Origin of the sequence: Agrobacterium tumefaciens (assembly GCA_025559845.1) — a bacterium.
GTDB lineage: Bacteria > Pseudomonadota > Alphaproteobacteria > Rhizobiales > Rhizobiaceae > Agrobacterium.
This window is the reverse complement of the sequence record CP048470.1, coordinates 227,296-249,409: the sequence shown is the minus strand read 5'-3', so window position 1 is coordinate 249,409 and position 22,114 is coordinate 227,296. Positions and strand designations below refer to the sequence as shown.

17 protein-coding genes are annotated in these 22,114 nt (G+C 57.3%); 9 read left to right on the top strand and 8 right to left on the bottom strand.

What is annotated here, in order from left to right:
- Nucleotides 1-12: 12 nt before the first annotated feature.
- Nucleotides 13-1,527: a choline-sulfatase gene (betC, locus tag FY156_17700; GenBank protein UXS03397.1), complete on the top strand. Its 1,515-nt coding sequence runs from the start codon at nt 13-15 to the stop codon at nt 1,525-1,527.
- A gap of 12 nt (nt 1,528-1,539) precedes the next feature.
- Here betC and FY156_17695 read toward each other — a convergent pair whose 3' ends face one another.
- The 6 genes from FY156_17695 to FY156_17670 are packed head-to-tail and all read right to left on the bottom strand — an operon-like array spanning nt 1,540 to nt 8,056.
- Nucleotides 1,540-2,439, bottom strand: a complete 900-nt coding sequence (locus tag FY156_17695; GenBank protein UXS03396.1) for a ribokinase — start codon at nt 2,437-2,439, stop codon at nt 1,540-1,542.
- Nucleotides 2,436-3,476, bottom strand: coding sequence for a sn-glycerol-3-phosphate ABC transporter ATP-binding protein UgpC (gene ugpC / locus FY156_17690; protein UXS03395.1), 1,041 nt, complete (start codon nt 3,474-3,476; stop codon nt 2,436-2,438). The genes FY156_17695 and ugpC overlap by 4 nt, the downstream gene beginning before the upstream one ends.
- Nucleotides 3,476-4,990 carry an argininosuccinate lyase gene (gene argH / locus FY156_17685; protein ID UXS03394.1) on the bottom strand — a complete coding sequence of 505 codons (1,515 nt, stop codon included), beginning with the start codon at nt 4,988-4,990 and terminating at the stop codon, nt 3,476-3,478. The genes ugpC and argH overlap by 1 nt, the downstream gene beginning before the upstream one ends.
- 4 nt (nt 4,991-4,994) lie before the next feature.
- Nucleotides 4,995-5,837, bottom strand: a complete 843-nt coding sequence (locus FY156_17680) for a carbohydrate ABC transporter permease (protein UXS03393.1) — start codon at nt 5,835-5,837, stop codon at nt 4,995-4,997.
- Nucleotides 5,834-6,775 carry a sugar ABC transporter permease gene (locus tag FY156_17675; protein ID UXS03392.1) on the bottom strand — a complete coding sequence of 314 codons (942 nt, stop codon included), beginning with the start codon at nt 6,773-6,775 and terminating at the stop codon, nt 5,834-5,836. The genes FY156_17680 and FY156_17675 overlap by 4 nt, the downstream gene beginning before the upstream one ends.
- A gap of 15 nt (nt 6,776-6,790) precedes the next feature.
- Nucleotides 6,791-8,056 (bottom strand): extracellular solute-binding protein, encoded by a 1,266-nt coding sequence (locus FY156_17670; GenBank protein ID UXS03391.1) that lies wholly within the window; start codon nt 8,054-8,056, stop codon nt 6,791-6,793.
- Nucleotides 8,057-8,298: 242 nt separating this feature from the next.
- On the opposite strand from FY156_17670, the gene FY156_17665 reads away from it, so the two are divergent.
- From FY156_17665 to FY156_17655, 3 genes are all read left to right on the top strand, one after another.
- The gene (locus FY156_17665) at nt 8,299-9,525 is read left to right on the top strand and encodes an ROK family protein (protein ID UXS03390.1); all 1,227 of its coding nucleotides are present in this window, start codon (nt 8,299-8,301) and stop codon (nt 9,523-9,525) included.
- Nucleotides 9,526-9,544: 19 nt separating this feature from the next.
- Entirely contained in the window at nt 9,545-11,947 is a 2,403-nt protein-coding gene (locus FY156_17660) for a PIG-L family deacetylase (GenBank protein UXS03389.1), read from the top strand.
- Nucleotides 11,948-12,027: 80 nt separating this feature from the next.
- On the top strand, nt 12,028-12,852 hold the full coding sequence (locus tag FY156_17655; GenBank protein UXS05134.1) for a DMT family transporter: 825 nt from the start codon (nt 12,028-12,030) through the stop codon (nt 12,850-12,852).
- Nucleotides 12,853-12,867: 15 nt separating this feature from the next.
- Here FY156_17655 and FY156_17650 read toward each other — a convergent pair whose 3' ends face one another.
- Together FY156_17650 and FY156_17645 are read right to left on the bottom strand one after the other, a co-directional pair.
- A complete protein-coding gene (locus FY156_17650; GenBank protein ID UXS03388.1) occupies nt 12,868-13,329 on the bottom strand; it encodes a hypothetical protein in 462 nt (153 codons plus the stop codon).
- A gap of 87 nt (nt 13,330-13,416) precedes the next feature.
- A complete protein-coding gene (locus FY156_17645; GenBank protein UXS03387.1) occupies nt 13,417-14,304 on the bottom strand; it encodes an AraC family transcriptional regulator in 888 nt (295 codons plus the stop codon).
- Nucleotides 14,305-14,503: 199 nt separating this feature from the next.
- On the opposite strand from FY156_17645, the gene FY156_17640 reads away from it, so the two are divergent.
- From FY156_17640 to FY156_17620, 5 genes are all read left to right on the top strand, one after another.
- Nucleotides 14,504-15,970: an alpha-glucosidase/alpha-galactosidase gene (locus tag FY156_17640; GenBank protein UXS03386.1), complete on the top strand. Its 1,467-nt coding sequence runs from the start codon at nt 14,504-14,506 to the stop codon at nt 15,968-15,970.
- A gap of 104 nt (nt 15,971-16,074) precedes the next feature.
- Nucleotides 16,075-18,162 (top strand): ABC transporter substrate-binding protein, encoded by a 2,088-nt coding sequence (locus FY156_17635; GenBank protein ID UXS03385.1) that lies wholly within the window; start codon nt 16,075-16,077, stop codon nt 18,160-18,162.
- Between the two features lie 110 nt (nt 18,163-18,272).
- On the top strand, nt 18,273-19,280 hold the full coding sequence (locus tag FY156_17630) for an ABC transporter permease (GenBank protein UXS03384.1): 1,008 nt from the start codon (nt 18,273-18,275) through the stop codon (nt 19,278-19,280).
- 2 nt (nt 19,281-19,282) lie between these two features.
- A complete protein-coding gene (locus tag FY156_17625) occupies nt 19,283-20,419 on the top strand; it encodes an ABC transporter permease (GenBank protein ID UXS03383.1) in 1,137 nt (378 codons plus the stop codon).
- Nucleotides 20,420-20,431: 12 nt separating this feature from the next.
- Complete coding sequence (locus FY156_17620; GenBank protein ID UXS03382.1) at nt 20,432-22,099, top strand: ABC transporter ATP-binding protein; 1,668 nt, start codon at nt 20,432-20,434, stop codon at nt 22,097-22,099.
- Nucleotides 22,100-22,114: the final 15 nt, after the last annotated feature.

Below are 22,114 nucleotides of genomic sequence, written 5' to 3'. Positions count from 1 at the left end.
AACCATCATTTCATGACGCGTCCGAATATCCTGATCCTCATGGTCGACCAGTTCAACGGAACATTGTTCCCTGACGGGCCGGCCGATTTTCTGCATGCCCCGCATCTGAAGGCCCTGGCGGAACGCTCTGTGCGTTTCGCCAACACCTATACGGCAAGCCCGTTGTGCGCGCCGGCGCGCGCCTCGTTCATGTCCGGGCAGTTGCCGAGCCGCACCCGTGTGTACGACAACGCAGCCGAATTCGCCTCAGACATTCCGACCTACGCACATCATCTGCGGGCCGCAGGTTATTACACCGGGCTCTCGGGAAAGATGCATTTTGTCGGACCTGATCAGCTACATGGTTTTGAAGAACGTCTGACAACGGACATTTATCCGGCGGATTTTGGCTGGACGCCCGACTATACGAAGCCCGGCGAGCGGATCGACTGGTGGTACCATAATCTCGGTTCGGTGACGGGGGCAGGGGTCGCCGAAATCACCAACCAGATGGAATATGACGATGAGGTCGCCTATCACGCGACCCGCAAGCTCTATGACCTCTCGCGTAAGCTTGATGACCGCCCGTGGTGCCTGACAGTCAGCTTCACGCATCCGCATGACCCATATGTCGCGCGGCGGAAATTCTGGGATCTCTATGAAGATTGCCCGGCTCTTGATCCGAAGGCCGGTGCCTTGCCATTCGAGCAGCAGGACCCGCATTCGAAGCGCCTGCTCGAAGCCTGCGATCACTCAGCATTCGACATTACGGATGAGCAGGTGCGTAGCGCACGCCGTGGTTATTTCGCCAATATCTCCTATGTCGATGAGAAAATCGGCGATATCCTTGATGTATTGAAGCGCACTCGCATGGATGACGACACCATCATCCTGTTCCTCTCCGATCACGGGGATATGCTTGGCGAGCGCGGCCTCTGGTTCAAGATGTGTTTTTTCGAGGGATCTTCGCGGGTACCCTTGATGGTCGCGGCTCCCGGATGGAAACCTGCGCTCATCGATGCACCGGTTTCAACGCTCGACGTCACACCGACGCTGTGCGGGCTGGCTGGCCTCGATATGGCTTCGCTGAAACAATGGACGGACGGCGAAGACCTCTCCGGCGTCGTCGCTGGCACGGGCGTGCGTGGTCCAGTGCCGATGGAATATGCCGCAGAAGGATCGATCGCACCGCTAGTCGCCATCCGGGACGGTCGCTTTAAGCTCACTGTCTGTGAGGCCGATCCACCCTTGCTGTTCGATCTCATTCAGGACCCCGATGAACGGGTCAATCTTGCCGATGATCCGGAACATGCGGCGGTCGTCAAAAGGATTAGCTCACAGATCAACGAACGCTGGAACCTTGCATCCTTCGACGCATCGGTGCGGGAAAGCCAGGCAAGGCGCTGGGTGGTCTACAAGGCGTTGCGAAACGGTGCCTATTACCCCTGGGATTACCAGCCGTTGCAAAAGGCATCCGAACGCTACATGCGCAACCACATGGATCTCAACGTGCTGGAAGAAAATCAGCGTTTTCCACGCGGAGAATAAGCGGTCAGACAATCAGGCCGCGCGATGGACCCTCGGTGCGCCTCCCATGGCCTGAACAGCGAGGCTGCCGGCCTCGATGCCGGCTTCAAGGCATTGTTGCGGGCTTTCACGGCTGAGCCAGGCGTCAAGGAAGCCAGCATTGAAAGCGTCACCGGCGCCGGTCGTGTCGATGACCGGAACGTTGCGGGCGGCCGCGTGGAAAACATTGCGATCCGATGACAGCCATGCCCCTTGAGCGCCGCCCTTCAGCGCAACAACGGGAAATGCGGATGATAGGGCATCAATTGCCTCGCGAGGGTCGGCTTTTCCGGTGATGGCTTCTGCTTCCTCAAGGTTCGGTAGGAAGACGTCGACGCCGTCACAGGCCGCGACGAGGCCCTTGCTATAGATCAGTGAGGCATCCCAGCTCGGATCGAGCGAGACGGTAAGGCCGTTCTCCTTCGCGCGGGCAACGAGATCGGGGATTTCGTTGAGGGTTGCGAACTCGGCAATGTGGAGATGGCATGCCTTTTCCCAGGCAAATGCTGCATTAAGGGTCGATGGCCGTGCTGGTCCTGCACGATGCGTCAGGAATGCCCGGTCATGCCCGACAACCGTCGCAACAGTCACTTGCGGACCGGCGTCCGCTGCATGCTCCAGGAATTGCAGGTCGATGCGGTGATCACCCATCTGTTTGCCGATGGCGCTGGAGAAGGTATCGGTCCCGAGCCTTGCCAGTAACGCAACGTCGCGGCCAATATGCGCGAAATGAGCCGCAGCAATGAATGCACCGCCGCCGGCCACCATCTCCATATCGTTTGCAAATGTCTCCCGGCCAAGAATGGGCATCGCATCGAGCCCGGTGAAGACAAGGTCGCAATAGATGCGACCAACACTGATAATCGCAGACTTACGTGTGACACTCGCCATCATGCACGGTCCACAAGCTTTTCCGTTTTGGTATCGAACAGATAAAGAGAACCCTTTTCCGCGTGGCATCGGAGCTGGCTACCGACAGCAGGTATCGATTTGCCGTGGGCCGTCGCGATGACCGAACTGGTCGATGTATCCAGATGGACAAGCGTTTCAGGGCCGAGAGGCTCGACCGCCGTGACCGTACCCTCGATGGAAAATGCGCTCTGCGCCTCTCCGTTATCACCAACCAGAAGATCATGAGGGCGTATGCCGATCAGAAGGTCACCCGTGGCTGAAAGCGTCATGCCGTCGGCTCTGCGCGTCCCCTGCAGCAGGTTCATTGACGGACTGCCGATAAACCGCGCCGTAAAGACATCGACCGGTTTCTCGTAAAGTTCAGATGGCGTACCGACCTGCAGGATATGCCCGTCTTTCATCACAACGATCCTGTCGGCCATCGTCATGGCCTCCACCTGGTCATGTGTCACATAGACAGTGGTAGTCTTAAGACGTTGATGCAAGCGTTTGATCTCTATACGCATTTGTGATCTGAGCTGCGCATCGAGATTGGACAGTGGCTCATCGAACAGGAAGGCAGAGGGATCACGCACCATGGCACGCCCGATCGCCACACGTTGCCTTTGGCCGCCCGACAACGCGGCGGGCCGGCGGTCAAGCAGTGCTTCAAGGCCGAGAACGCGTCCGGCCTCTTCGATGCGCCGGTTTTTTTCCGCGCTGTCGAGCTTTGAGGTGTAGAGACCGAAGCCAATGTTCTGGCGCACGGTCATATGTGGGTATATCGCGTAATTCTGGAACACCATCGCGATATTGCGCTGCTTTGGTTCCTTCTCGTTGACGACATTGCCGCCAATCTTCAGCGTTCCCGCAGAAATTTCTTCGAGCCCGGCGATCATCCTGAGCGTCGTCGATTTTCCGCATCCGGATGGACCGACGAAAACGACGAATTCCCCATCCTCGATGGCAAGATCAATGCCCTTGACCGCCTCGACCTTGCCGTAGCGCTTTACGATTTGATTGAGTTCGATTGTCGCCATTATCGCGCTCCCGTCAGGGCGGTAAATTTCTCGGTGAGTTCAGTGGCTTTCGCCGCTTCGTGATCTGCGAACTTTTGGGCCTCGGCAGCAAGCGCACCAAGCTTTTCACGATAGACCGCGATTGCCTCGCGCATAGGGGCCGGGGCCGGGCCACCGAAACGGCTGCGAACGGCGACGAAGTGCTCAGGCGACACGATGTTTCTGAATGTCGTTTCGTCGACCGTCGTGTCGTGACCTGCCAGCTCCCCGAAGGCTTTCTGGAATGGAGGATAGCCGTCAGTGGGCAGATCGCCCTTCAAGGCGACGACACTTTTGGCGACCGTAGCAGCAATTTCATGAGCCTGGCGGAACGAAAGGCCCTCAATGCGCACGAGTGAATCTGCAAGTTCGGTGATGGTGATGCAGGAGCGGCGGATGTTCTGATCGACCCGTTCAGGATCGATGCTGATCTTGCCGATGAGGCTTGCAAGGAGATCAAGCACACGCCCAGCCGAGGCGAAAGCCTCGTAACCGACGCCCTGCGTTTCTCCTTCGCTGTCATTCATGTCGGTAAACGGCGTGTTGTGCATCACGTCGAGCATGGTGCGTGCCCTGCCGAATGTCTGGCTTGCGAGATGGCGCAGGTGCTCGATCGGAACGGGATTGCGCTTTTGCGGCATGATCGAGGAGATCTGCACGAGCGAATTCGGAACGTACATCTGGCCAACCTCGAAACTCGTCCAGAACTGAAAATCCTGGATAAGCCGCCCAAGATGCAGGAACATCAGTTCCATGGCCGAATAGGTTGCTGTGGTATAATCGACCGCAGCGATACAGGAATAGGAGTTGCGCAGCGGGGCCGAAAAACCCAGCAACTCTGCAACGCGCGCCCGGTCGATTGGAAAGCCCGACGTCGTGATTGCCGCAGCGCCCATCGGTGAAAGATCGACAATCCGGCGGGCTTCTGCAAAGCGGTCGATGTCTCGGGTCAGGACTTCGATGGCTGCAGAAAGATAGTGGCCGAAGGTCGTCGGTTGCGCCGGCTGCCCGTGCGTGTAGGCGACGATCAGCGTATTTTCATTCCGCTCTGCGGCGTCGATCAGTGCTTCCAGAAGAAGACGTGCCTTGACCATCAGGGCATCGATCTTTTCTTTCAGGCCGAGTTTGAAAAGTGTGTGATCAATATCGTTTCGAGAGCGGGCCGTATGCAGTCGCCCGGCCACATCAACGCCAATCCTAGCTTTCAGTTCTTTCTCGATCAGGAAAAAGAAGTCCTCGACCTCGCCGGTATAGATGAGGCTCGAGGGATCAATGGATCTGTCGATATCTTCAAGGGCGCCAGCAATTTTTGCGGCGGTTTCAGCGTCAAGTATGCCGGTTTCATGCAGCATGACCAGATGGGCCCGGTCAATGCGCCTGAAACCATCGACGTGATGTTTTTTTGCGCCATCGAACAGGGGGCGAAGCACTGTTTCCTTGTAAACGGCGTCTGGAAACGTGCTGGTATCGGAAAGGCGCGGGTTCGTATCGGCCATGATGTTATCCTTTCAGGCCCGCCAGCATCACACCGCGGACGATGTAGCGTTGCAGGACGATGAAGACGATCAATGTTGGAATGGTCGCAATGGCGGCCCCGGTCATGATCATTTCCCACTGGATCTGCTGCTCGACAGCAAAGCTCGAGAGGCCGACAGGCAAGGTGTAGAGTTCCTTGCTGGTGGTGACGATCAACGGCCAGAAAAACGCGGTCCAGTTGCCAAGGAATGTGAAGATGGCAAGTGCGGAGAGCGCAGGTGTTACCAAAGGCAGGGCAACCTTCCACCAGATCTGGAATTCGTTCAGTCCATCGACCCTGGCAGCCTCGATGAAATCGTTCGGGACCGTCTCGAAGAACTGCTTCATCAGGAAGGTGCCGAATGCCGTCATCATGCCCGGGAACATGATGCCCCAGTAGCTATCCAGCCAGCCGAGCTGGCTCGACATCAGATACCATGGAATAACAAGCATCTCCGTTGGGATCATCAACGTCGAAAGAATAGCAATGAAGATGAAATAGCGTCCACGGAACTCGAATTTTGCCAGCGTGTAGCCAACCAGACTGTCGAAAAAGCAGTTCGAGAGGGTCACGATGATCGCAACCAGCATCGAGTTGAAGAACCATCGAAGGAAACGTCCGTCAGCCATCACGGTGACATAGTTCGAAAGCGTTGGCGCAGCCGGAATAAGTCTGAGGTCGTAGACCTGATCTGCCGTTTTCAACGATGTCGAGAACATGAAAAGCAGCGGTGACACCATGATCAGGCCGCCAATAAACAGCAGCGTCCATGCGATGATGCGGCCAGGACGGATACGGGCGTGGGAAAGTGGCTGTGCTTCGCTCATTTCTTTTCCCTCAGCACCCAGAGCTGGATCAGCGATACGGCAAGGAGAATGGTGAACAGGACGACCGTTTGTGCGGCCGCATAGCCCATCGCATAGGAGTTGAACGCCGTCTGGTAGATCATCAGCACGAGCGGCTTCGTTGATCCGAGCGGACCGCCCGGGTCGTTGGTGGTCATGTTGTAGACCTGGTCGAAGATGCGCAAAAATCCGATCGACGAGAATACCACGAGAAAGACCGTGGTTGGTTTGAGCAGTGGCAGGGTGATCTTGCGCAGGATTGCCCACTCGCCAAGGCCGTCGATGCGCGCAGCCTCATAAAACGTTGTCGGAATGGCACGCAGCCCGGCCATGAAGATGATGATCTGGAAACCCAGACCTGCCCAGATGGCCGTCACCATGATCGAGAAGAGAGCCTGGTCAGTCGAACGGATGAAAGGCTGCTGCGGAATTCCGATAAGGCCCAGCACGTCATTGATGATGCCGATCGGTGGTGGTTGGTAAAACCAGCGCCAGACCCAGGCCATTGCCGCAGCTGTCGTCAGATAGGGAAGGAAATAGAGCGCACGGATAAAGCCGTGCAGAACGCGGACACGGTCAAGATAAAAGGCGATGACAAAGGCCAGAACCAGGCTGATCGGTGTGCCGATGATGAGATAGGTGAACGTGTTCTTGAAGACCTTCCAGAACTGCGGGTCCTTGAACAGTTTCACATAGTTGGCAACGCCAATGAACTTGGCCGGCCGCAGCAGATCCCAGTTGGTGAAAGACAGCCAGAAGGCCTGCAGCGTCGGATAAAAGCGGATGACGCTGTAAAACAGGATCGGGATCGCCAGGAAGCTCCAGATCCAGATAAGCCGTTTGGTGCGCATGGAAAGGCGATCTCCAAAGGAGCCGCCGGGGCGGCCGGATGCCGCCCCCTGTTGGTCGATCGCTGTCATGACTTGACCTTCAGCTTAGGGTTTGGCCGCGTCGATGATTTCCTGTTCGGCCTCTGCGGCCGCCTTGATGGAATCCTCAACCGATTGACCCTCCAGCAAAACGCGGTTCGTCATGTCGATCGCGTTTTGGCGTTGAGCAGCCTCGTCCTTGAAGAGCGTGGTGTGCGCGTATTCAAGACCCTTCAGGAACGGCGCATAAACCGGGTCTTTCAGGTTTTGCTCGGTCAACGCCGCTTCACGTCGGGCAGGCAGTTCCCCCACGGTCTTCAGCCAGATCGCCATGGCCTCGGGCGAGGAGATATAAGCGAGGAATTTCTTCGAGGCTTCCAGTTCTTCGCCGGTCGTTTTGGCGCTGATGCCGTTTGCGAAGTAGCTGGCGTAGTTAGAGCGGATGTTCTTGTCGTTGGTGGGAAGCTCGGTGACGCCCCATTCGAAGTCCTTGATGGTCCGGAAGGAGCCAAGACGGAACGTACCGTCGATCGTCATTCCCGCTTTTCCGGCCCGGAAGGCGGCCTGGCCTTCATCCATGAAACCGGCCTGACCGATCTTCTTTTCAAGCTGCAGGCTCGTGTAGAATTTAAGCGCCTGAACACCGGCCTCGCTGTTGTAGGTAACCTTCTGGTCGTTGTCGGTGTAGGGTTCCCCACCATATTGGCGGATCAGCACCTCACGCCACCATTGGTGATCCTGGCCACCCATGTCGAGCGTCGAGCCTGCGACGGTGAGGTTACCTGCTGCATCGTGCTTGGCGATCTTTTCTGCAGCCGCAACAAATTCATCCAGTGTTTTCGGAGGGTTGGCAGGATCAAGACCTGCTTCCGTGAACAGCTTCTTGTTGTAGAAAAGGGCAAGCGAGCGAACCGCTGTCGGAAGGCCGTAATAGTCATCGCCACGCTTCATGGCGCTGACGATCGGGAAGAAGTCGCTTTCGATCTTGTCGTGCGGGAAAGCATCGGTTGGCAGCGGCTGCAAGATCCCGCCTGCCGCGAACTTGTCGAGCCAGCCATAGAAAAGCTGCATGACATCAGGGCCATTGCCGGACATGTTGGCGGCAATGACGCGTGTCTGATAGTCGGCGTATGGGAAGGTCACCTGTTTGACGGTGATGTCAGGATTTGCCTTCTGGAATTCTGCGATGAGCTCGTCCATCGCCTTTACGCGTGTGTCGAAGACATATTGCCAATATTCGATTTCGACAGCTTGCGCTGCGTTGAATGCGAATGTGCTGAAACCGGCGACCAAGCCGGCGAACAAAGTTGCCCTGCGCATGTAAGCCTCCATTGTCTCCGCCTGCTTTGCAGATGCGGAGTGAGTTCCCTTTATCCACGCTTTCGCGTGCACTTTATCGGCTCGCTACAGGAGGGTTGGCTAACCCCTGAAACACGCTGAGCCGGACCCCCGGTCGGCCTCTACGGTTCTCTGAAGGAGCGAGTTTGTCAATAAGATAATTTACTTGAATTATTATATTGCGCTTATCGTGAATTCGACGCTATGAATTTTCTACGATACGGGAAGTTGAAGAGATGACGGTGCACACGTTGGATGCCTATCCGGTCGCAATTGGCAAAAATCCCGAGCGCAGCCGCGAACATAACAGGCGAGTCGTCCTCGATCTTGTTCGCAGGCACGGCTCCCTCGGCCGCGCCCAGATTGCCAAGATCACCCATCTGACCCCGCAGGCAGTTGCCAATATTGTCGAAGAGCTGATGGGCGAACAGCTCCTGAAGGAGCTTGGACGCCGCCGCACCGGCCGTGGCCAGCCGCCGATCCAGTTTGCCGTCAATCCCGACGGCGGTGCGACGATTGGCGTTGAGATTGCCGCTGACCACATGGTCACTGTCGGGCTTGACCTGGCCGGTGTCTTGCGCGCTGAGCGCGTCACGCGCCTGAAAAACACCAAACCGGATTATATCCTCAAGACCTTTGCCGCAGAGCACGCCGCTGTCGCAGGAGCCCTGGGATGCAGGCTGCTTGGGACCGGCGTGGTCATGCCCGGGCCCTTCGAAATTGACGGGATGACCTCGGTCGGCCCGACGACCCTTTCGGGTTGGGTGGGGATCGATGCCCGGCAAATGCTCAGCGATGCGTGCGGCCAGCAGGTCGTGGTTGAAAACGACGCGACCGCAGCCGCCGTCGGCGAGCGCCTGTTCGGTCAAGGTCTCAGCATCCCGAATTTCTGCATGATCTATTTCGGGGTCGGTATCGGTCTCGGAATGATCCAGGAAGGCGCCCCTTACCGTGGTGCTTTTGGAAACGCCGGTGAAATCGGCCATGTGACCGTGTCTCCGCGTGGCAGGCCTTGCCCGTCCTGCGGACAGAGAGGCTGCCTGGAGGCCTATGCCTCGGCTTATGTGCTCAAGGAGAAATTGCAGGCCATCGGCATTGCTGATACCGAACTCGATGACCTTGAGGCGCTCTTCAATGCATCCAATCCCGTCCTGATGGGGTGGATCGATGAGGCAGCCGATCATCTCGCGCCCATCGTTGCGATGCTCGAAAACATCCTTGATCCGCAGACAATCATTTTCGGTGGCGCACTGCCGGAGCCTGTCATCCGCGAAATCATCACCCGCATGGGAAGCCTGCCGACATCGGTTGCAAGCCGCCGGCAGCGCGAATTGCCACGCGTGATCCATGGGACATCCGGGCAGTTGACGGCGGCCCTTGGCGCTGCAGCTCTGCCCCTTTTCGATATCGTCACACCGAAACTCGAGACGTCGATTGCGGCGACTGGGGCTGCACAGGCCTGAATTCTGGAGGAGACTGTCAATGCTGAACTCACGAGAGCGCATCGAACGGCAGATGGCCGACCCATGGTTTGTGCGCATGCACCGGCGGCTGAGTGCCCTGAAATCGGTCGCGACGGTGATGCACACCGGTGCGCATCCCGATGATGAGCAGAACGGGTTGCTTGCCTATCTCAGGATGGAGCTGGGCATGCGGGTTATTATCGCCTGCTCGACGCGCGGCGAAGGTGGCCAGAATGCTCTGGGGCCAGAACGCCTCGGTGCTCTTGGCGTCATACGGTCCCGTGAGCTAGAGGAGGCCGCTCGCGTCATCGACGCCGACGTCCACTGGCTCGGGCATGGACCAGCCGACCTCATTCATGATTTCGGTTTCTCCAAGGATGGCGACCGGACGTTTGACCGGTGGGGAGAAACGCGCATCGTTGAACGGCTCGTCCGTGCCTATCGCAAGGAACGTCCCGATATCGTCATTCCAACCTTCCTCGATGTACCAGGCCAGCATGGCCATCACCGCGCCATGACACGCGCTGCCAAGACTGCGATCTCTCTGGCTGCTGATACATCGGCCTTTCCGGAGCATTTTTCTGAAGGGCTGACACCGTGGAAAGTGGCAAAGTTTTACCTGCCTGCCTGGTCGGGCGGTGGCGATACCTATGACGATGAGGTTCCTCCACCCGAAACGACGCTCGTCATCGCCGCAGAGGGAAAAGAACAGGCAACTGGTGCGCAATATGACCGTATCGGTGAATGGTCCAGGTTTTATCATGCCTCGCAGGGGATGGGTCACTGGCCAAAGGATCCGCAGGTGTTTTGGCAGTTGCACCTTGAGACAAGCGAGAACGGTGATCGCAAAGAGGCAACCATTGCCGACAATCTTCCAGCGTCACTCTTGGACCTCGCGGAGCATCCGGGACTTGATCCCGATCTGGTGAAGGCATTGGGTGAAGCCGATGAGGCAATTGCCAGCGCGATTTCGGCCTTCCCGGCGAGGCAATTAATCGAGGCGTCACTTCTTGAGGCCGCGGCCCTCCTGCAACATGTCGACGAAACGGCAGGACAGGAATTCCGTGACCTTCACGGGCATCGGATCGTCCGTAAACGCGCGCAGCTCGACGCAGCGATCCTGACAGCAATCGATATTTTTGAGCGCGCCTATGTGGAGCCAGCCGAGATAAGGCCGGGCGGACAAGCTTTCTTGCACGTCGAATTTTCGGCGTCACCCTCCACATACGAGGTCGATGTCACGCCTGTTCTTCCATCCGGCGTCTCATCCTCCGTCGAAACGCTCGGTCAGGCCACGGTATTCTCGTTGCTGGCCGAAAAGGATGTACCCGTTTCAGGGCTCTACCAGCCGGTCTGGAATGCGATGGGTGGCAATGGTCATGCGTCTGTTCGGGTGTCAGCGAAGATCGGGGCGCGGACCGTGACAGCGAGCTTCGATCTCGAGGAGCCGTTCTTTGTCTCTCCCGCGCTTTCGCTGACACTTGCGCCCGACGCGCTCCTTGTTCCTCTTGGCGCTTCGGCACCACAGTTGGGTTTCAAGGCGCTCGCACGGGGCGACGAGACGGCTCTTTCCTTCAAGGCCACGGACGGATGGAAAGTGCGCAAATCAGGCGACGACTGGGTTGCAGAGCGCACACGAGAAGCTGTTGCCGGGCTTGTTTCACTTGATGCACGCACCGGATCCCATGCTGCGTTTCAGGTGACGCCGATTGCCTATCCTCATATTGGCCGGGCAAGGTTTCTGGCGCCGTCCAAACTCAGAATCTTATCGCTCGACATGAAGCTGCCAGCTGGAGCACGAGTGGGTTACGTCGGTGGTGGCGCAGACAACGTTGGTTCTTGGCTCGGCCGCATGGGCCTCGACGTGACTGAGCTCGATGCGCAGGCGCTCAGCGGCGATCTCACGTCCTATACGACCATAGTCGTCGGCATATTCGCCTTCGGAATTAGAAGCGATCTCGCCGCAGCAACCGCCAAGCTGCATCGATTTGTCGAACAGGGAGGGCATCTCGTCACCCTCTATCATCGGCCAAGCGATGGATGGGACCCGCAGTCGACACCCGTCAGGCGGCTTGAGATCGGAAAACCGTCGTTACGTTGGCGCGTGACGGATCCACATGCCGAGGTGACGGTACTCGCGCCGGATCATCCGTTGCTTGCGGGGCCGAACGTGATCAGTGATGAGGATTGGGCCGGATGGGACAAGGAGAGAGGCCTTTATTTTGCGGCACGGTGGGATGATGCTTATGAACCATTGCTTGCCATGCATGATGTCAACGAACAGCCTCTGAAAGGCGCGTTGATTTCGGGCCGTTTCGGCAAAGGACGCCACACGCACACCAGTCTGGTCCTCCATCACCAGATGGACAAACTGGTTCCCGGCGCATTCCGTCTGATGGCAAACCTTGTGCAGCCGGCGTGAACGCGCAAAATGACAGCGTAACGGTATTGGAGACGCAAGGCTCCAATGCCCGCGCCGGTGTCGGCTGGCTGCTGCTTGACATGACACTGGTGGCGGGCGGAATGACGGCCCTCGTCAAGGCGCAAGGTGCGACCTATCCGGCGTTTCAGCTCGTCTTTATTCGTGCAGTGATCGGCCTTTTGTTCATCCTGCCGTTGATTTGGCGTCACCGGGGGGAAATGCTGAGTGTTAAATATCCGCTCCGCAATCTATTCCGCATCGCTTGCAACGCGATCGCGCTGACGAGCAATTTTCTTGCGATCACCATGTTGCCCCTCGCGACGGTCAATGCAGTCGGCTTTTCCAGGCCGTTGGTGACGATGGCAATGGCAGTCGTGTTTCTCGGCGAATATGTCAGCCGCATTCGCTGGGCGGGGGCGATCATGGCGTTTATGGGCGTTCTTGTTGTCATTGCGCCGGGGACAGCGGATTTCAACGCTGGCGTCCTGGTCGTTCTCGTTTCGGTCATCTTCGGAGCGCTGGCGATCATTCAGACCCGTGCGCTGCGCGAGGAAAACACCACTGTCATGATGGTCTTCTACACGGTCGGTCTCGCCGCCATCACAGCGGTCCCGGCGTTGTGGACGTGGCAACCGGTTCTAGCCTTCGATTGGTTGCCGCTCTTGGCAATCGGCTTTCTCGCACAGCTCGGGCAATATTGCTTCCTTCGAGCCTATCGCATGGCGGACGCAAGCCTCCTTGCGCCGGTCGGCTATCTCTCGCTGCTTTTTACGACAGCGGTCGGTTATTTCATATTTGGGGAAGTGCCAGAGGCACGTGTAGGCGCCGGCGTTGCGATCATACTTGTCTCACTCCAGGTCGCCGCCCTGTTTGAAAGACGCGCGAAACGGCGCGGTCGAGCGTAATTTCCGTGGCGCACCTCAGGACAGAAGGACACGCAACCGCACCCAGTTCAGTACGGCAATCCTGATCCGATCGTAGAACGCTTTGGCCATGCCAACATAGCGCATGCCCCAGGCGAGCCAGGCATAAGTCAAAAGCTTGTCTCGGCCGGCATGATAGATGCGCTCGACGATGAGGAACGTGGCAAGGTGCGCAAGAATGACCATGGTAAGACCGGATGCGACGTGTCCGTGCGCCATAACGACCAGTCCGGCGACCTTCATAGGTTCGGCAATTGCAAAAGGCACAGCAAGAAGAAGCAGGATCACCACTCGTGCCTGGCTGGCGATGTGAGCCTCGATACGCCTGAATACCGTCATCGACGAGATCGCCTTCACCACGGGCCGGTAAAGTGGGCGAAAGATCACGTCGATGAAAGACACTACGACAATGATCGCCCGAATTGGCATTGAGAAAATCAGCCAGAACGTCCTTTTCATTTCAAGCTGTCTCCATCTTCGGCATTGCCTTGGCTTTGCTTTTGTTAGCCGCCTCAAACGTGGCAAAAGCAAGTCTTGATCACGCGCTCACGTGTGTCTGATGCTCGCATACATGCCAGTCGTGCGGAAATCGCTTGGGTTGGTTCCGTAAAGGCGTCTGAAGACTTTCGAAAAATAGTTGGGATCGTCAAAGCCGCATAGCACAGAGACTTCCTTGATCGGCATCGTCTCAGCCGTCGTCAACAGTTTTGCAGCGCGCCTGAGACGCCGCGCGAGGACGAATTCTGCAGGAGGCATGCCTTCGCTTGCGGCAAAGATCCGTGAAAAATGCGCTCGGCTGAGGCCGGCGACTGCCGCAAGATCGCCGACCGACAGACGGTCGCCGAGATGGCTGTCTATATAGCTTAGGACCTGCTGCATCGTGCGGTATTCACCACTGAAGGAAGGGTGAGAGCCGAAGACGTCATCATAGAGGATCATTGCCGCCTCATAGGCGACAGCGGACGCAGCGCCGGGAGTTTCCGCACCATTGACGAGCCGAGAGCAGCATGAGGCAAGATGGTCGATCGTCGATGCCTGCAACTTGAGGATCGGCCCTGTGACGGCGAGAATGTTGCGATGAATGCGCAAGGCCTCCTCGCCATTCATCGAAATCCAGAAGAACTCCCACTCCCGCCCATCTTCCAGCCAGTAACGATGATTGTGGGGGATCAGGAGCAGCAGCGTCTCACCCGGCTTGACGGTGTAGACACGGTTCTCGTAGCGCAAATTACCCTGTCCGGCGATGGAGTGCTGGAGAACGGTAAAGGGCGTCTGTCCGCGTTTGCGACCGTCCCAGTCGTAGCCACGGTCACGACGGATTTCATAACCACTGCTCGTCGGCATGGTGTGCAATGTCTGGCGCCCGCGCGGTAGCGAGACCGTGCGCATACCGGGTCCTTGGTCGATCAAATCCTGCAGCACAAAATTACCCATGAAAGCATAATCCTTCTCTGGTTATGACAATCATTATACGCATAATCCCGATCCGAGGAGACAGTCAGAGGGACGATCGGGAGGAAAGTTTGGAAATTACGCTTATTTTTTGGGCGCTTCTGAACTTTGTGGTGTTCGATCGCTATTTTGAGGCCCTTTGGTCCGTTTCACCCGTTCGATTTGCAACAGAGGTGACGTTATGAGTTTCAAAATCGCTATAATTGGTGCCGGCAGCGTTGGTTTCACGAAAAAGCTGTTCACGGACCTGTTGTGCGTTCCAGAGTTTCGCGACATCGAAGTCGCGCTGACCGATGTCAGCCAGCACAATCTCGACATGATCAAGGCAATTCTCGACAAGATCGTCGAGGCGAATGCGCTGCCCGTGAAGATCACCGCGCATACCGAGCGCAGAAAAGCTCTCGAGGGAGCTAAATACATCATCAGCTGCGTTCGTGTCGGTGGGCTTGAAGCCTATGCAGACGATATCCGCATTCCACTGAAATATGGCATCGACCAGTGCGTCGGAGACACCATCTGCGCCGGAGGGATTCTTTACGGCCAGCGCAACATCCCGGTCATACTCGACTTCTGCAAGGACATCCGCGAGGTTGCTGCACCCGGTGCGAAATTCCTCAATTACGCTAACCCCATGGCCATGAACACCTGGGCGGCGATTGAATACGGCAAGGTCGATACTGTCGGGCTTTGCCATGGCGTTCAGCATGGTGCTGAACAGATTGCAGAGATACTCGGCGCCAAATCCGTGTCCGAGCTTGATTACATCTGCTCGGGTATCAACCATCAGACGTGGTTCATCGATCTCAGGCTGAACGGGCGAAAGATTGAAAAAGATGAGCTCGTTGCGGCCTTCGAGGCTCACACGGTCTTCTCGCAGCAGGAAAAGCTGCGTATCGACGTCTTGAAGCGTTTTGGCGTCTATTCGACCGAAAGCAACGGCCATCTTTCCGAATATCTTCCCTGGTATCGCAAGCGTCCTGATGAAATCGCCCGCTGGATCGACATGTCGGATTGGATCCATGGCGAGACAGGCGGATATCTGCGCCACTCGACGGAAACCCGAAACTGGTTTGAGACGGAGTTTCCGCAGTTTCTTGCCTCGGCAGCAAAGCCGATCGATCCGGCCAAGCGCTCGAACGAGCATGCAAGTCATATTCTCGAGGCTCTCGAGACAGGCCGCGTCTACCGGGGTCATTTCAACGTCAAGAACAATGGCGTCATCAGCAATCTGCCGTCTGACGCGATTATCGAATCGCCCGGCTTCGTTGATCGTTTCGGGATCAACATGGTCTCCGGAATTACGATACCGGAAGCGTGCGCTGCGACTTGCCTTGCATCCATCAACGTTCAGCGCATGTCGGTCCATGCGGCAATCAGTGGCGACATCGATCTTTTGAAGCTCGCCGTCCTGCACGATCCGCTGGTCGGTGCTGTCGCAACGCCGGAGGAAGTCTGGCAGATGGTGGACGAGATGGTGGTCGCGCAGGCGCGCTGGCTTCCTCAATATGCGCACGCCGTACCGGCCGCCAAAGAACGTCTTGCCAAATCCAGCGTCAAGACCCGCGACTGGGCAGGTGCGGCCCGCCGCAATGTCCGCTCCATTGAGGAGTTGAGAGCCGAAAAGTCGGCGCTGAAGAAAGCTGTCTGAACAGGTGCATAAGCGTGGTGCGTGGCGATAGGGAGTTCGCGACGCACCCGTCGCCGTGGAGAAGAGGCAGACGCGGGACGCGCTGCCATTTGGGAGGAATGACGATGCAACTTCGACGTAAGACTGCCACCATCGCTGCCTTGACCCTGGGCGTTTCGATGATTGCGCTCGGTGCCAATGCATTCGAGACGACAACGCCGCCCGAGCCGCCGCAATTTCCGGCAGAGGGCAAGATCAACTACGTCTCGCGGGATTCTATCCTGGAGTTCAAGGCGCTGCCATCCTACAGCCAGCCCGACTGGGTCGCCGAAAAATTCGAAAAGACCGGCAAGCTTCCGCCGCTCAAGGATCGCCTGCCGGAGGAGCCGCTCGTCTACAAGACCGGTAATCTTCCCGACGGCATGGGTGTCTATGGCGATACCATGCGCCACGTTGTTGGCGGGCGGCCGGAGGGATGGAACTATATCGCCGGTCAGAGCCAGGGATGGGGCGGTATCGACATTGCGCTTTCCGAATGCCTGACGCGAACCGCACCTCTCTTTCAGGTCGATGCCAAGGACACAGAGCCGCTCCCCAATCTCGCGAAAAGCTGGGAATGGTCCGAGGATGGTCACAAGCTGACAATGCATCTGGTCAAGGGTGCAAAATGGTCAGATGGCGAGGTCTTCAACGCCGATGACGTGATGTTCTATTGGGAAGATGCGGTGATCGATCCCAATGTTTCGCCTCTGGGTGGCGGGGCGTCGCCGGAAGCCTTCGGCGAGGGAACGACGCTCAAGAAAATCGATGACTATACCGTGGAATGGACGTTCAAGAGCGCCTTCCCGAAGCAATACCTCTACACAATGGCCTATCCGAGCTTTTGCCCCGGGCCGTCACATATCCTGAAGCCCCAGCACCCCAAATATTCCGGCAACACCTACAACCAGTTCAAGAACGCCTTTCCGCCGGAATATATGAACATGCCGGTGATGGGCGCCTGGGTGCCTGTCGAATACCGGCCCGATGACATCATCGTCCTGCGCCGCAATCCCTATTATTGGAAGGTCGACGAGAAAGGTCAGCAACTGCCTTATCTCAACGAGGTTCACTACAAACTCTCGACCTGGGCCGACCGTGACGTTCAGGCGGTGGCGGGATCCGGTGACATTTCCAACCTCGAGCAGCCGGAAAACTTCGTTGCATCGTTGAAGCGCGCTGCCGACCCCAACGCACCGGCCCGGCTTGCCTTCGGTCCAAGGCTCATCGGTTATAACCTGCAGATGAATTTCTCTGCCAACGGCTGGGGTAACCCGGACGAACGGGGACAAGCGATCCGCGAGCTCAATCGAAACGACGTTTTCCGCAAGGCAGTCACGTCCGCGATCGATCGCAAGGCAATCGGCGATTCCCTCGTGAAAGGTCCGTTCACAGCAATCTATCCAGGCGGGATCTCCTCGGGGACGAGCTTCTACGACCGCAATTCGACGGTCTATTATCCTTTCGACCTTGAAGCTTCCAAAGCAGCACTCGCCGAGATTGGTCTGAAAGATACGGATGGCGACGGTATTTTGAATTTCCCCAAGGAAACGCTTGGTGGGCGTAATGTGGAGATCATTCTTCTCGTCAACAATGGCTATGCGACCGACAAGAGTATTGCAGAAGGCCTGGTCGGACAGATGGCGAAACTTGGGCTCCGCATCATCCTGAACAGCCTGGATTCCAACCAGCGCGATGCCGCCCATTATGGCGGCCAGTTCGACTGGCTGGTCCGGCGCAATTCCACTGAGCTCTCCTCGGTCGTGCAGAACACGGAGCAACTGGCTCCAGTCGGTCCGCGCACAAGCTGGAACCACCGCTCACCCGAAGGCAAGGAACTGGACCTGATGCCATTCGAAAAGGAAATGGCTGATCTCGTCCGCAAATTCATCTCCTCGCAGGACAATGCCGAGCGGGCAGAACTGATGAAGCAGTACCAGAAGGTCTACACCCAGAACCTCTACACGATCGGTCTCACCGAATATCCGGGTGCGCTGATCGTCAACAAGCGCTTCTCCAATGTGCCGCAAGGCACGCCGATCTTCATGTTCAACTGGGCTGAGGACGCCATCATCCGCGAACGGCTGTGGGTGGCCGCTGACAAGCAGGGCAAATACGAACTCTATCCCGAGCAGCTTCCCGGAAAGCCGGGTGAAGGCGGCCCGATCAATTAAGAGCTCCTCCCGGAGAAACCTAGACCGGTCGCGCGTGAAGCGCGGCCGGAGGCAGGCACCCGGCAAACCGTGATCCGTCACGGCTTGCCCAAACGGAGGAAGACCGTTCGATGCTGAGATTCCTGATGATACGCATCAGCTCCGCCATTCCGGTGTTGCTGATCCTGAGCGTGGTGACATTCGCCATCATCCAGGCGCCGCCTGGTGACTACGCCGACTACATTCGCTCGCAGTTGATGAACCAGGGCGGAGCGTCGTTCGAACAGGCGCAGGCTCAAGCCCAGGCGTATCGCATCGAGCATGGTCTCGATAAGCCGCTTGTCGTGCAGTATTTCAACTGGATCGGCGGGATCGTCACCAGAGGCGATTTCGGCTACAGCTTTTATTACAACAAGCCTGTTGCCGATGTGGTCGGAGAGCGCCTGCCACGCACCATCGTGCTGGCACTCGTATGCCATATCCTCGCATCGCTGCTGGGTATTGGTTTTGGCATATGGGCGGCGACGCGCCAATATTCCTGGGTCGACAATCTTCTCTCGGCCATTTCCTTTCTTGGGATGACCATTCCCCGGTTCTTGATGGCGTTGATCCTGGTTTACCTGATGGTTTTCCATTTCGATGTCTCTGAAATCGGCAGTTTCTTCTCGCCGCAATACGGTGGAGCACCGTGGTCCTGGGCGAAATTCCTCGATCTCGTCAGTCATGTCTGGCCGGTTGTCGCGATCGCGGTGTTCGGCGGACTTGCCTACAATATGCGCGTCATGCGCGGTAATCTGCTCGACACGCTGAACGCACAATATGTCGAGACGGCGCGGGCCAAGGGGTTGTCGGAAGGGGCGGTCATCATGCGTCACGCAGTCCCCAATGCCGTGCACCCGCTGGTCATGTATCAGGGTGTCGTGCTGCCCTACATGCTGAGTGGCGAAATCGAGACCGCGATCATCTTTGCATTGCCAACCGTTGGCCCGGCGATCGTCGGCTCCATGGCGGTTGGAGATGTCTATGTAACCGCGACCTTCATGATGGTGCTCGCGGCGACACTCATCATCGGCAACATCATCGCTGACATGATGCTTGCCATGCTCGATCCGCGTGTCCGCGAATTCGGGAGGGCGTAACAATGCTGGCATTCGAAGACACCAAACAGGACGTCGACGTGACCTCGAAAGTGCGCGAACCCCACCATGTCAACGAAAGCTATGTCGCGCTGGTCTGGCGGCGGCTGAGACGATCTTTCACAGGTATGATCGGCCTGGTGCTGGTTGGGCTGCTGATGCTCGTCTCGATCTTCGCTGACTTTTTTGCTCCCATGAACCCGCTTGAAACGCACGAAAGCTTTTCACCGCCACAGGTCGTCCGGTTCACGGACAAGGAAGGGAATTTTGGGATCTGGCCGCGTGTTTATGCTACCGCCGAGACCGAAGAACTTGATCCGATTACCTTTCAACCGATTGTCGGTCCCGACTATGAGAACCCTCGTTATCTCGGGTTTTTCGTGAAGGGAGCGGAATACAGTCTGTTCGGCCTCATCCCTGCAAGCCGCCATTTCTTCGGCTCGACGGATGGTCAGCCGGTGCATTTCCTCGGCACGGATAAATTCGGGCGTGATGTCCTCTCACGGGCGATCTATGGCTCACGCATTTCCCTTGCCATTGCCTTGAGTGTTGTTGCCATCGTAACCGTCATCGGCACGAGCGTTGGGCTGATTTCAGGCTATTTCGGCGGTCCGCTGGACGCGTGGGTGCAGCGCTTCGTGGAAGTGGTTCTCGCTTTTCCGCAATTGCCACTTTATCTCGCTTTGACATCGCTCATCCCCGTAACCGCACCAACGACGATTTTTCTGATCTTCGTTGTCGGCGTCATGTCCGCACTTGGCTGGGCCCAGATGTCGAGAGAAGTGCGCGGAAAGACACTCGCGCTGGCCCGTATTGATTACGTTCGTGCGGCCATGGCGGTCGGTGCCACAGACCGGCGCATCATATTCCAGCACATCCTTCCGAACGTGATGAGCCATGTGATCGTTGCCGTCACCTTGCATATTCCGAGTGTCGTCCTCCTGGAATCCTTCCTCGGTTTCCTTGGCTTTGCCGTCAAACCGCCGCTGATTTCCTGGGGCCTGATGCTACAGGACACGGCCACCTATTCGGTCATCGGCTCCTATCCCTGGATCCTGGCACCGGTCGGTTTTGTCCTCGTCACCGTCTTTGCCTTCAACGCGCTGGGCGACGGCCTGCGTGATGCTGTCGATCCTTATTGAGAGGAGCAAATCATGACTGTTGCTCACATGAATGCCTATGCTCCAGCCAAGCGCTACGATGCCGAACACCGTAGTGACGAGGCCATCATTGACGCCCGCAACATCGCCGTGACCTTCAAGGTCGAACATGGCACGGTCGATGCCGTAAAGGATATCTCATTCCAGCTCTACAAGGGCGAGACCATCGCGATTGTCGGAGAATCCGGATCGGGAAAATCTGTTACCGCACGCACCGTCATGGGGTTGCTGACCAAACGGGCGACCGTTTCGAAGTCCTCGACAATCCGCTTCAATGGCGACGACATCCTGAAATTTTCGACACGTCAGCGCCGCGCACTTCGCGGCAATCGTATCTCCATGATCTTTCAGGAGCCAATGAGTTCGCTGAACCCGATCTACACAATCGGGAGCCAGATCGTTGAAGCGATCCGCGTCCACTCGAAAATGAACCGAAAGCAAGCGGAAGCGAGGGCGCTAGACCTTCTGCGGCAGGTGCAGATCCCTGAACCCGAAGCCCGCCTGAAACAGTATCCCCATCAGCTCTCAGGCGGACAGCGCCAGCGTGTCATGATTGCGATGGCTCTCGCAAACGACCCGGACGTGCTGATTGCCGATGAGCCGACAACCGCGCTCGATGTGACGGTGCAGGCCCAGATTCTGAACCTGATCCGCTCGCTTCAAAAGGAGCGGGGCATGGCGGTGGTGCTCATCACGCACGATCTGACGATCGTCAAACAGTTCTCCGATTATGTTTACGTCATGCAGCATGGCGAGATGCGTGAACACAATACGACGCAACAGCTTTTTGCTGCACCGAACCACCCCTATACGCGAAAGCTCCTTGCATCGGAGCCGCATGGCAAGGCGAAGCCCTTGCCGGAGAATTCCGGTGTGCTGCTGACCGCCAGCGGTGTGCGCGTGTCATTCATGATGCGCTACGGCGGCCTGTTCAAGCCCGAACTGAAGGAACTCGTTGCCGTCGACAGTCTCGGCTTGTCCCTCAAACGGCATGAAACATTGGGACTGGTCGGCGAATCCGGGTCGGGAAAGACCACCTTCGGCCAGTCATTGCTCAGGCTGAATGAACCCGCCGCTGGCGACATCATTTTTGACAATCAGAAGATAGATGGCCGTTCAAGGGCTGAGATGCGCCCGCTTCGCTCACGCATGCAGATCGTCTTCCAGGACCCTTTCGCATCGCTTAATCCGCGCATGACGATCGGCCAAATCATCGAAGAGGGCTTGGTCATTAACGGCCTCGGCAAGACTAAGGCTGAAAGGCTTGACCGTGTCCGCGACGCATTGGAAGCAGCAGGTATGCCGGGCAACATCCTCTCGCGTTTCCCGCACGAATTTTCCGGCGGCCAGCGCCAGCGCATTGCCATTGCACGCGCTGTTGCACTCGAACCGGAATTCATCCTGTTGGATGAGCCAACATCGGCCCTCGACCTTTCGGTTCAGGCACAGATCATCGATCTCTTGCGCAAACTGCAGGATGAACGCGGTCTGAGTTATCTATTCATTTCGCATGACCTGAAGGTTGTCAGGGCGCTTTGCCACCGCGTTATCGTCATGCAGCACGGGCGCATCGTGGAAGAGGGCGCCGTCGAGGACGTTCTTTCCCATCCCAAGACCGAATACACCCAGCGGCTCGTCAGAGCTGCCTTCGAAATCGCTTGAATTCACTGCCGGAGG

What these genes read in the sequence shown, in the direction of transcription:
- FY156_17650 (UXS03388.1), bottom strand. Translation starts at nt 13,329, where the DNA reads ATGAAAAGGACGTTCTGGCTGATTTTCTCAATGCCAATTCGGGCGATC.
- FY156_17665 (UXS03390.1), top strand. Translation starts at nt 8,299, where the DNA reads ATGACGGTGCACACGTTGGATGCCTATCCGGTCGCAATTGGCAAAAAT.
- FY156_17620 (UXS03382.1), top strand. Translation starts at nt 20,432, where the DNA reads ATGACTGTTGCTCACATGAATGCCTATGCTCCAGCCAAGCGCTACGAT.
- FY156_17635 (UXS03385.1), top strand. Translation starts at nt 16,075, where the DNA reads ATGCAACTTCGACGTAAGACTGCCACCATCGCTGCCTTGACCCTGGGC.
- FY156_17660 (UXS03389.1), top strand. Translation starts at nt 9,545, where the DNA reads ATGCTGAACTCACGAGAGCGCATCGAACGGCAGATGGCCGACCCATGG.
- FY156_17695 (UXS03396.1), bottom strand. Translation starts at nt 2,439, where the DNA reads ATGATGGCGAGTGTCACACGTAAGTCTGCGATTATCAGTGTTGGTCGC.
- betC (UXS03397.1), top strand. Translation starts at nt 13, where the DNA reads ATGACGCGTCCGAATATCCTGATCCTCATGGTCGACCAGTTCAACGGA.
- ugpC (UXS03395.1), bottom strand. Translation starts at nt 3,476, where the DNA reads ATGGCGACAATCGAACTCAATCAAATCGTAAAGCGCTACGGCAAGGTC.
- FY156_17625 (UXS03383.1), top strand. Translation starts at nt 19,283, where the DNA reads ATGCTGGCATTCGAAGACACCAAACAGGACGTCGACGTGACCTCGAAA.
- FY156_17630 (UXS03384.1), top strand. Translation starts at nt 18,273, where the DNA reads ATGCTGAGATTCCTGATGATACGCATCAGCTCCGCCATTCCGGTGTTG.
- FY156_17655 (UXS05134.1), top strand. Translation starts at nt 12,028, where the DNA reads ATGACACTGGTGGCGGGCGGAATGACGGCCCTCGTCAAGGCGCAAGGT.
- FY156_17645 (UXS03387.1), bottom strand. Translation starts at nt 14,304, where the DNA reads ATGGGTAATTTTGTGCTGCAGGATTTGATCGACCAAGGACCCGGTATG.
- FY156_17675 (UXS03392.1), bottom strand. Translation starts at nt 6,775, where the DNA reads ATGACAGCGATCGACCAACAGGGGGCGGCATCCGGCCGCCCCGGCGGC.
- argH (UXS03394.1), bottom strand. Translation starts at nt 4,990, where the DNA reads ATGGCCGATACGAACCCGCGCCTTTCCGATACCAGCACGTTTCCAGAC.
- FY156_17670 (UXS03391.1), bottom strand. Translation starts at nt 8,056, where the DNA reads ATGGAGGCTTACATGCGCAGGGCAACTTTGTTCGCCGGCTTGGTCGCC.
- FY156_17640 (UXS03386.1), top strand. Translation starts at nt 14,504, where the DNA reads ATGAGTTTCAAAATCGCTATAATTGGTGCCGGCAGCGTTGGTTTCACG.
- FY156_17680 (UXS03393.1), bottom strand. Translation starts at nt 5,837, where the DNA reads ATGAGCGAAGCACAGCCACTTTCCCACGCCCGTATCCGTCCTGGCCGC.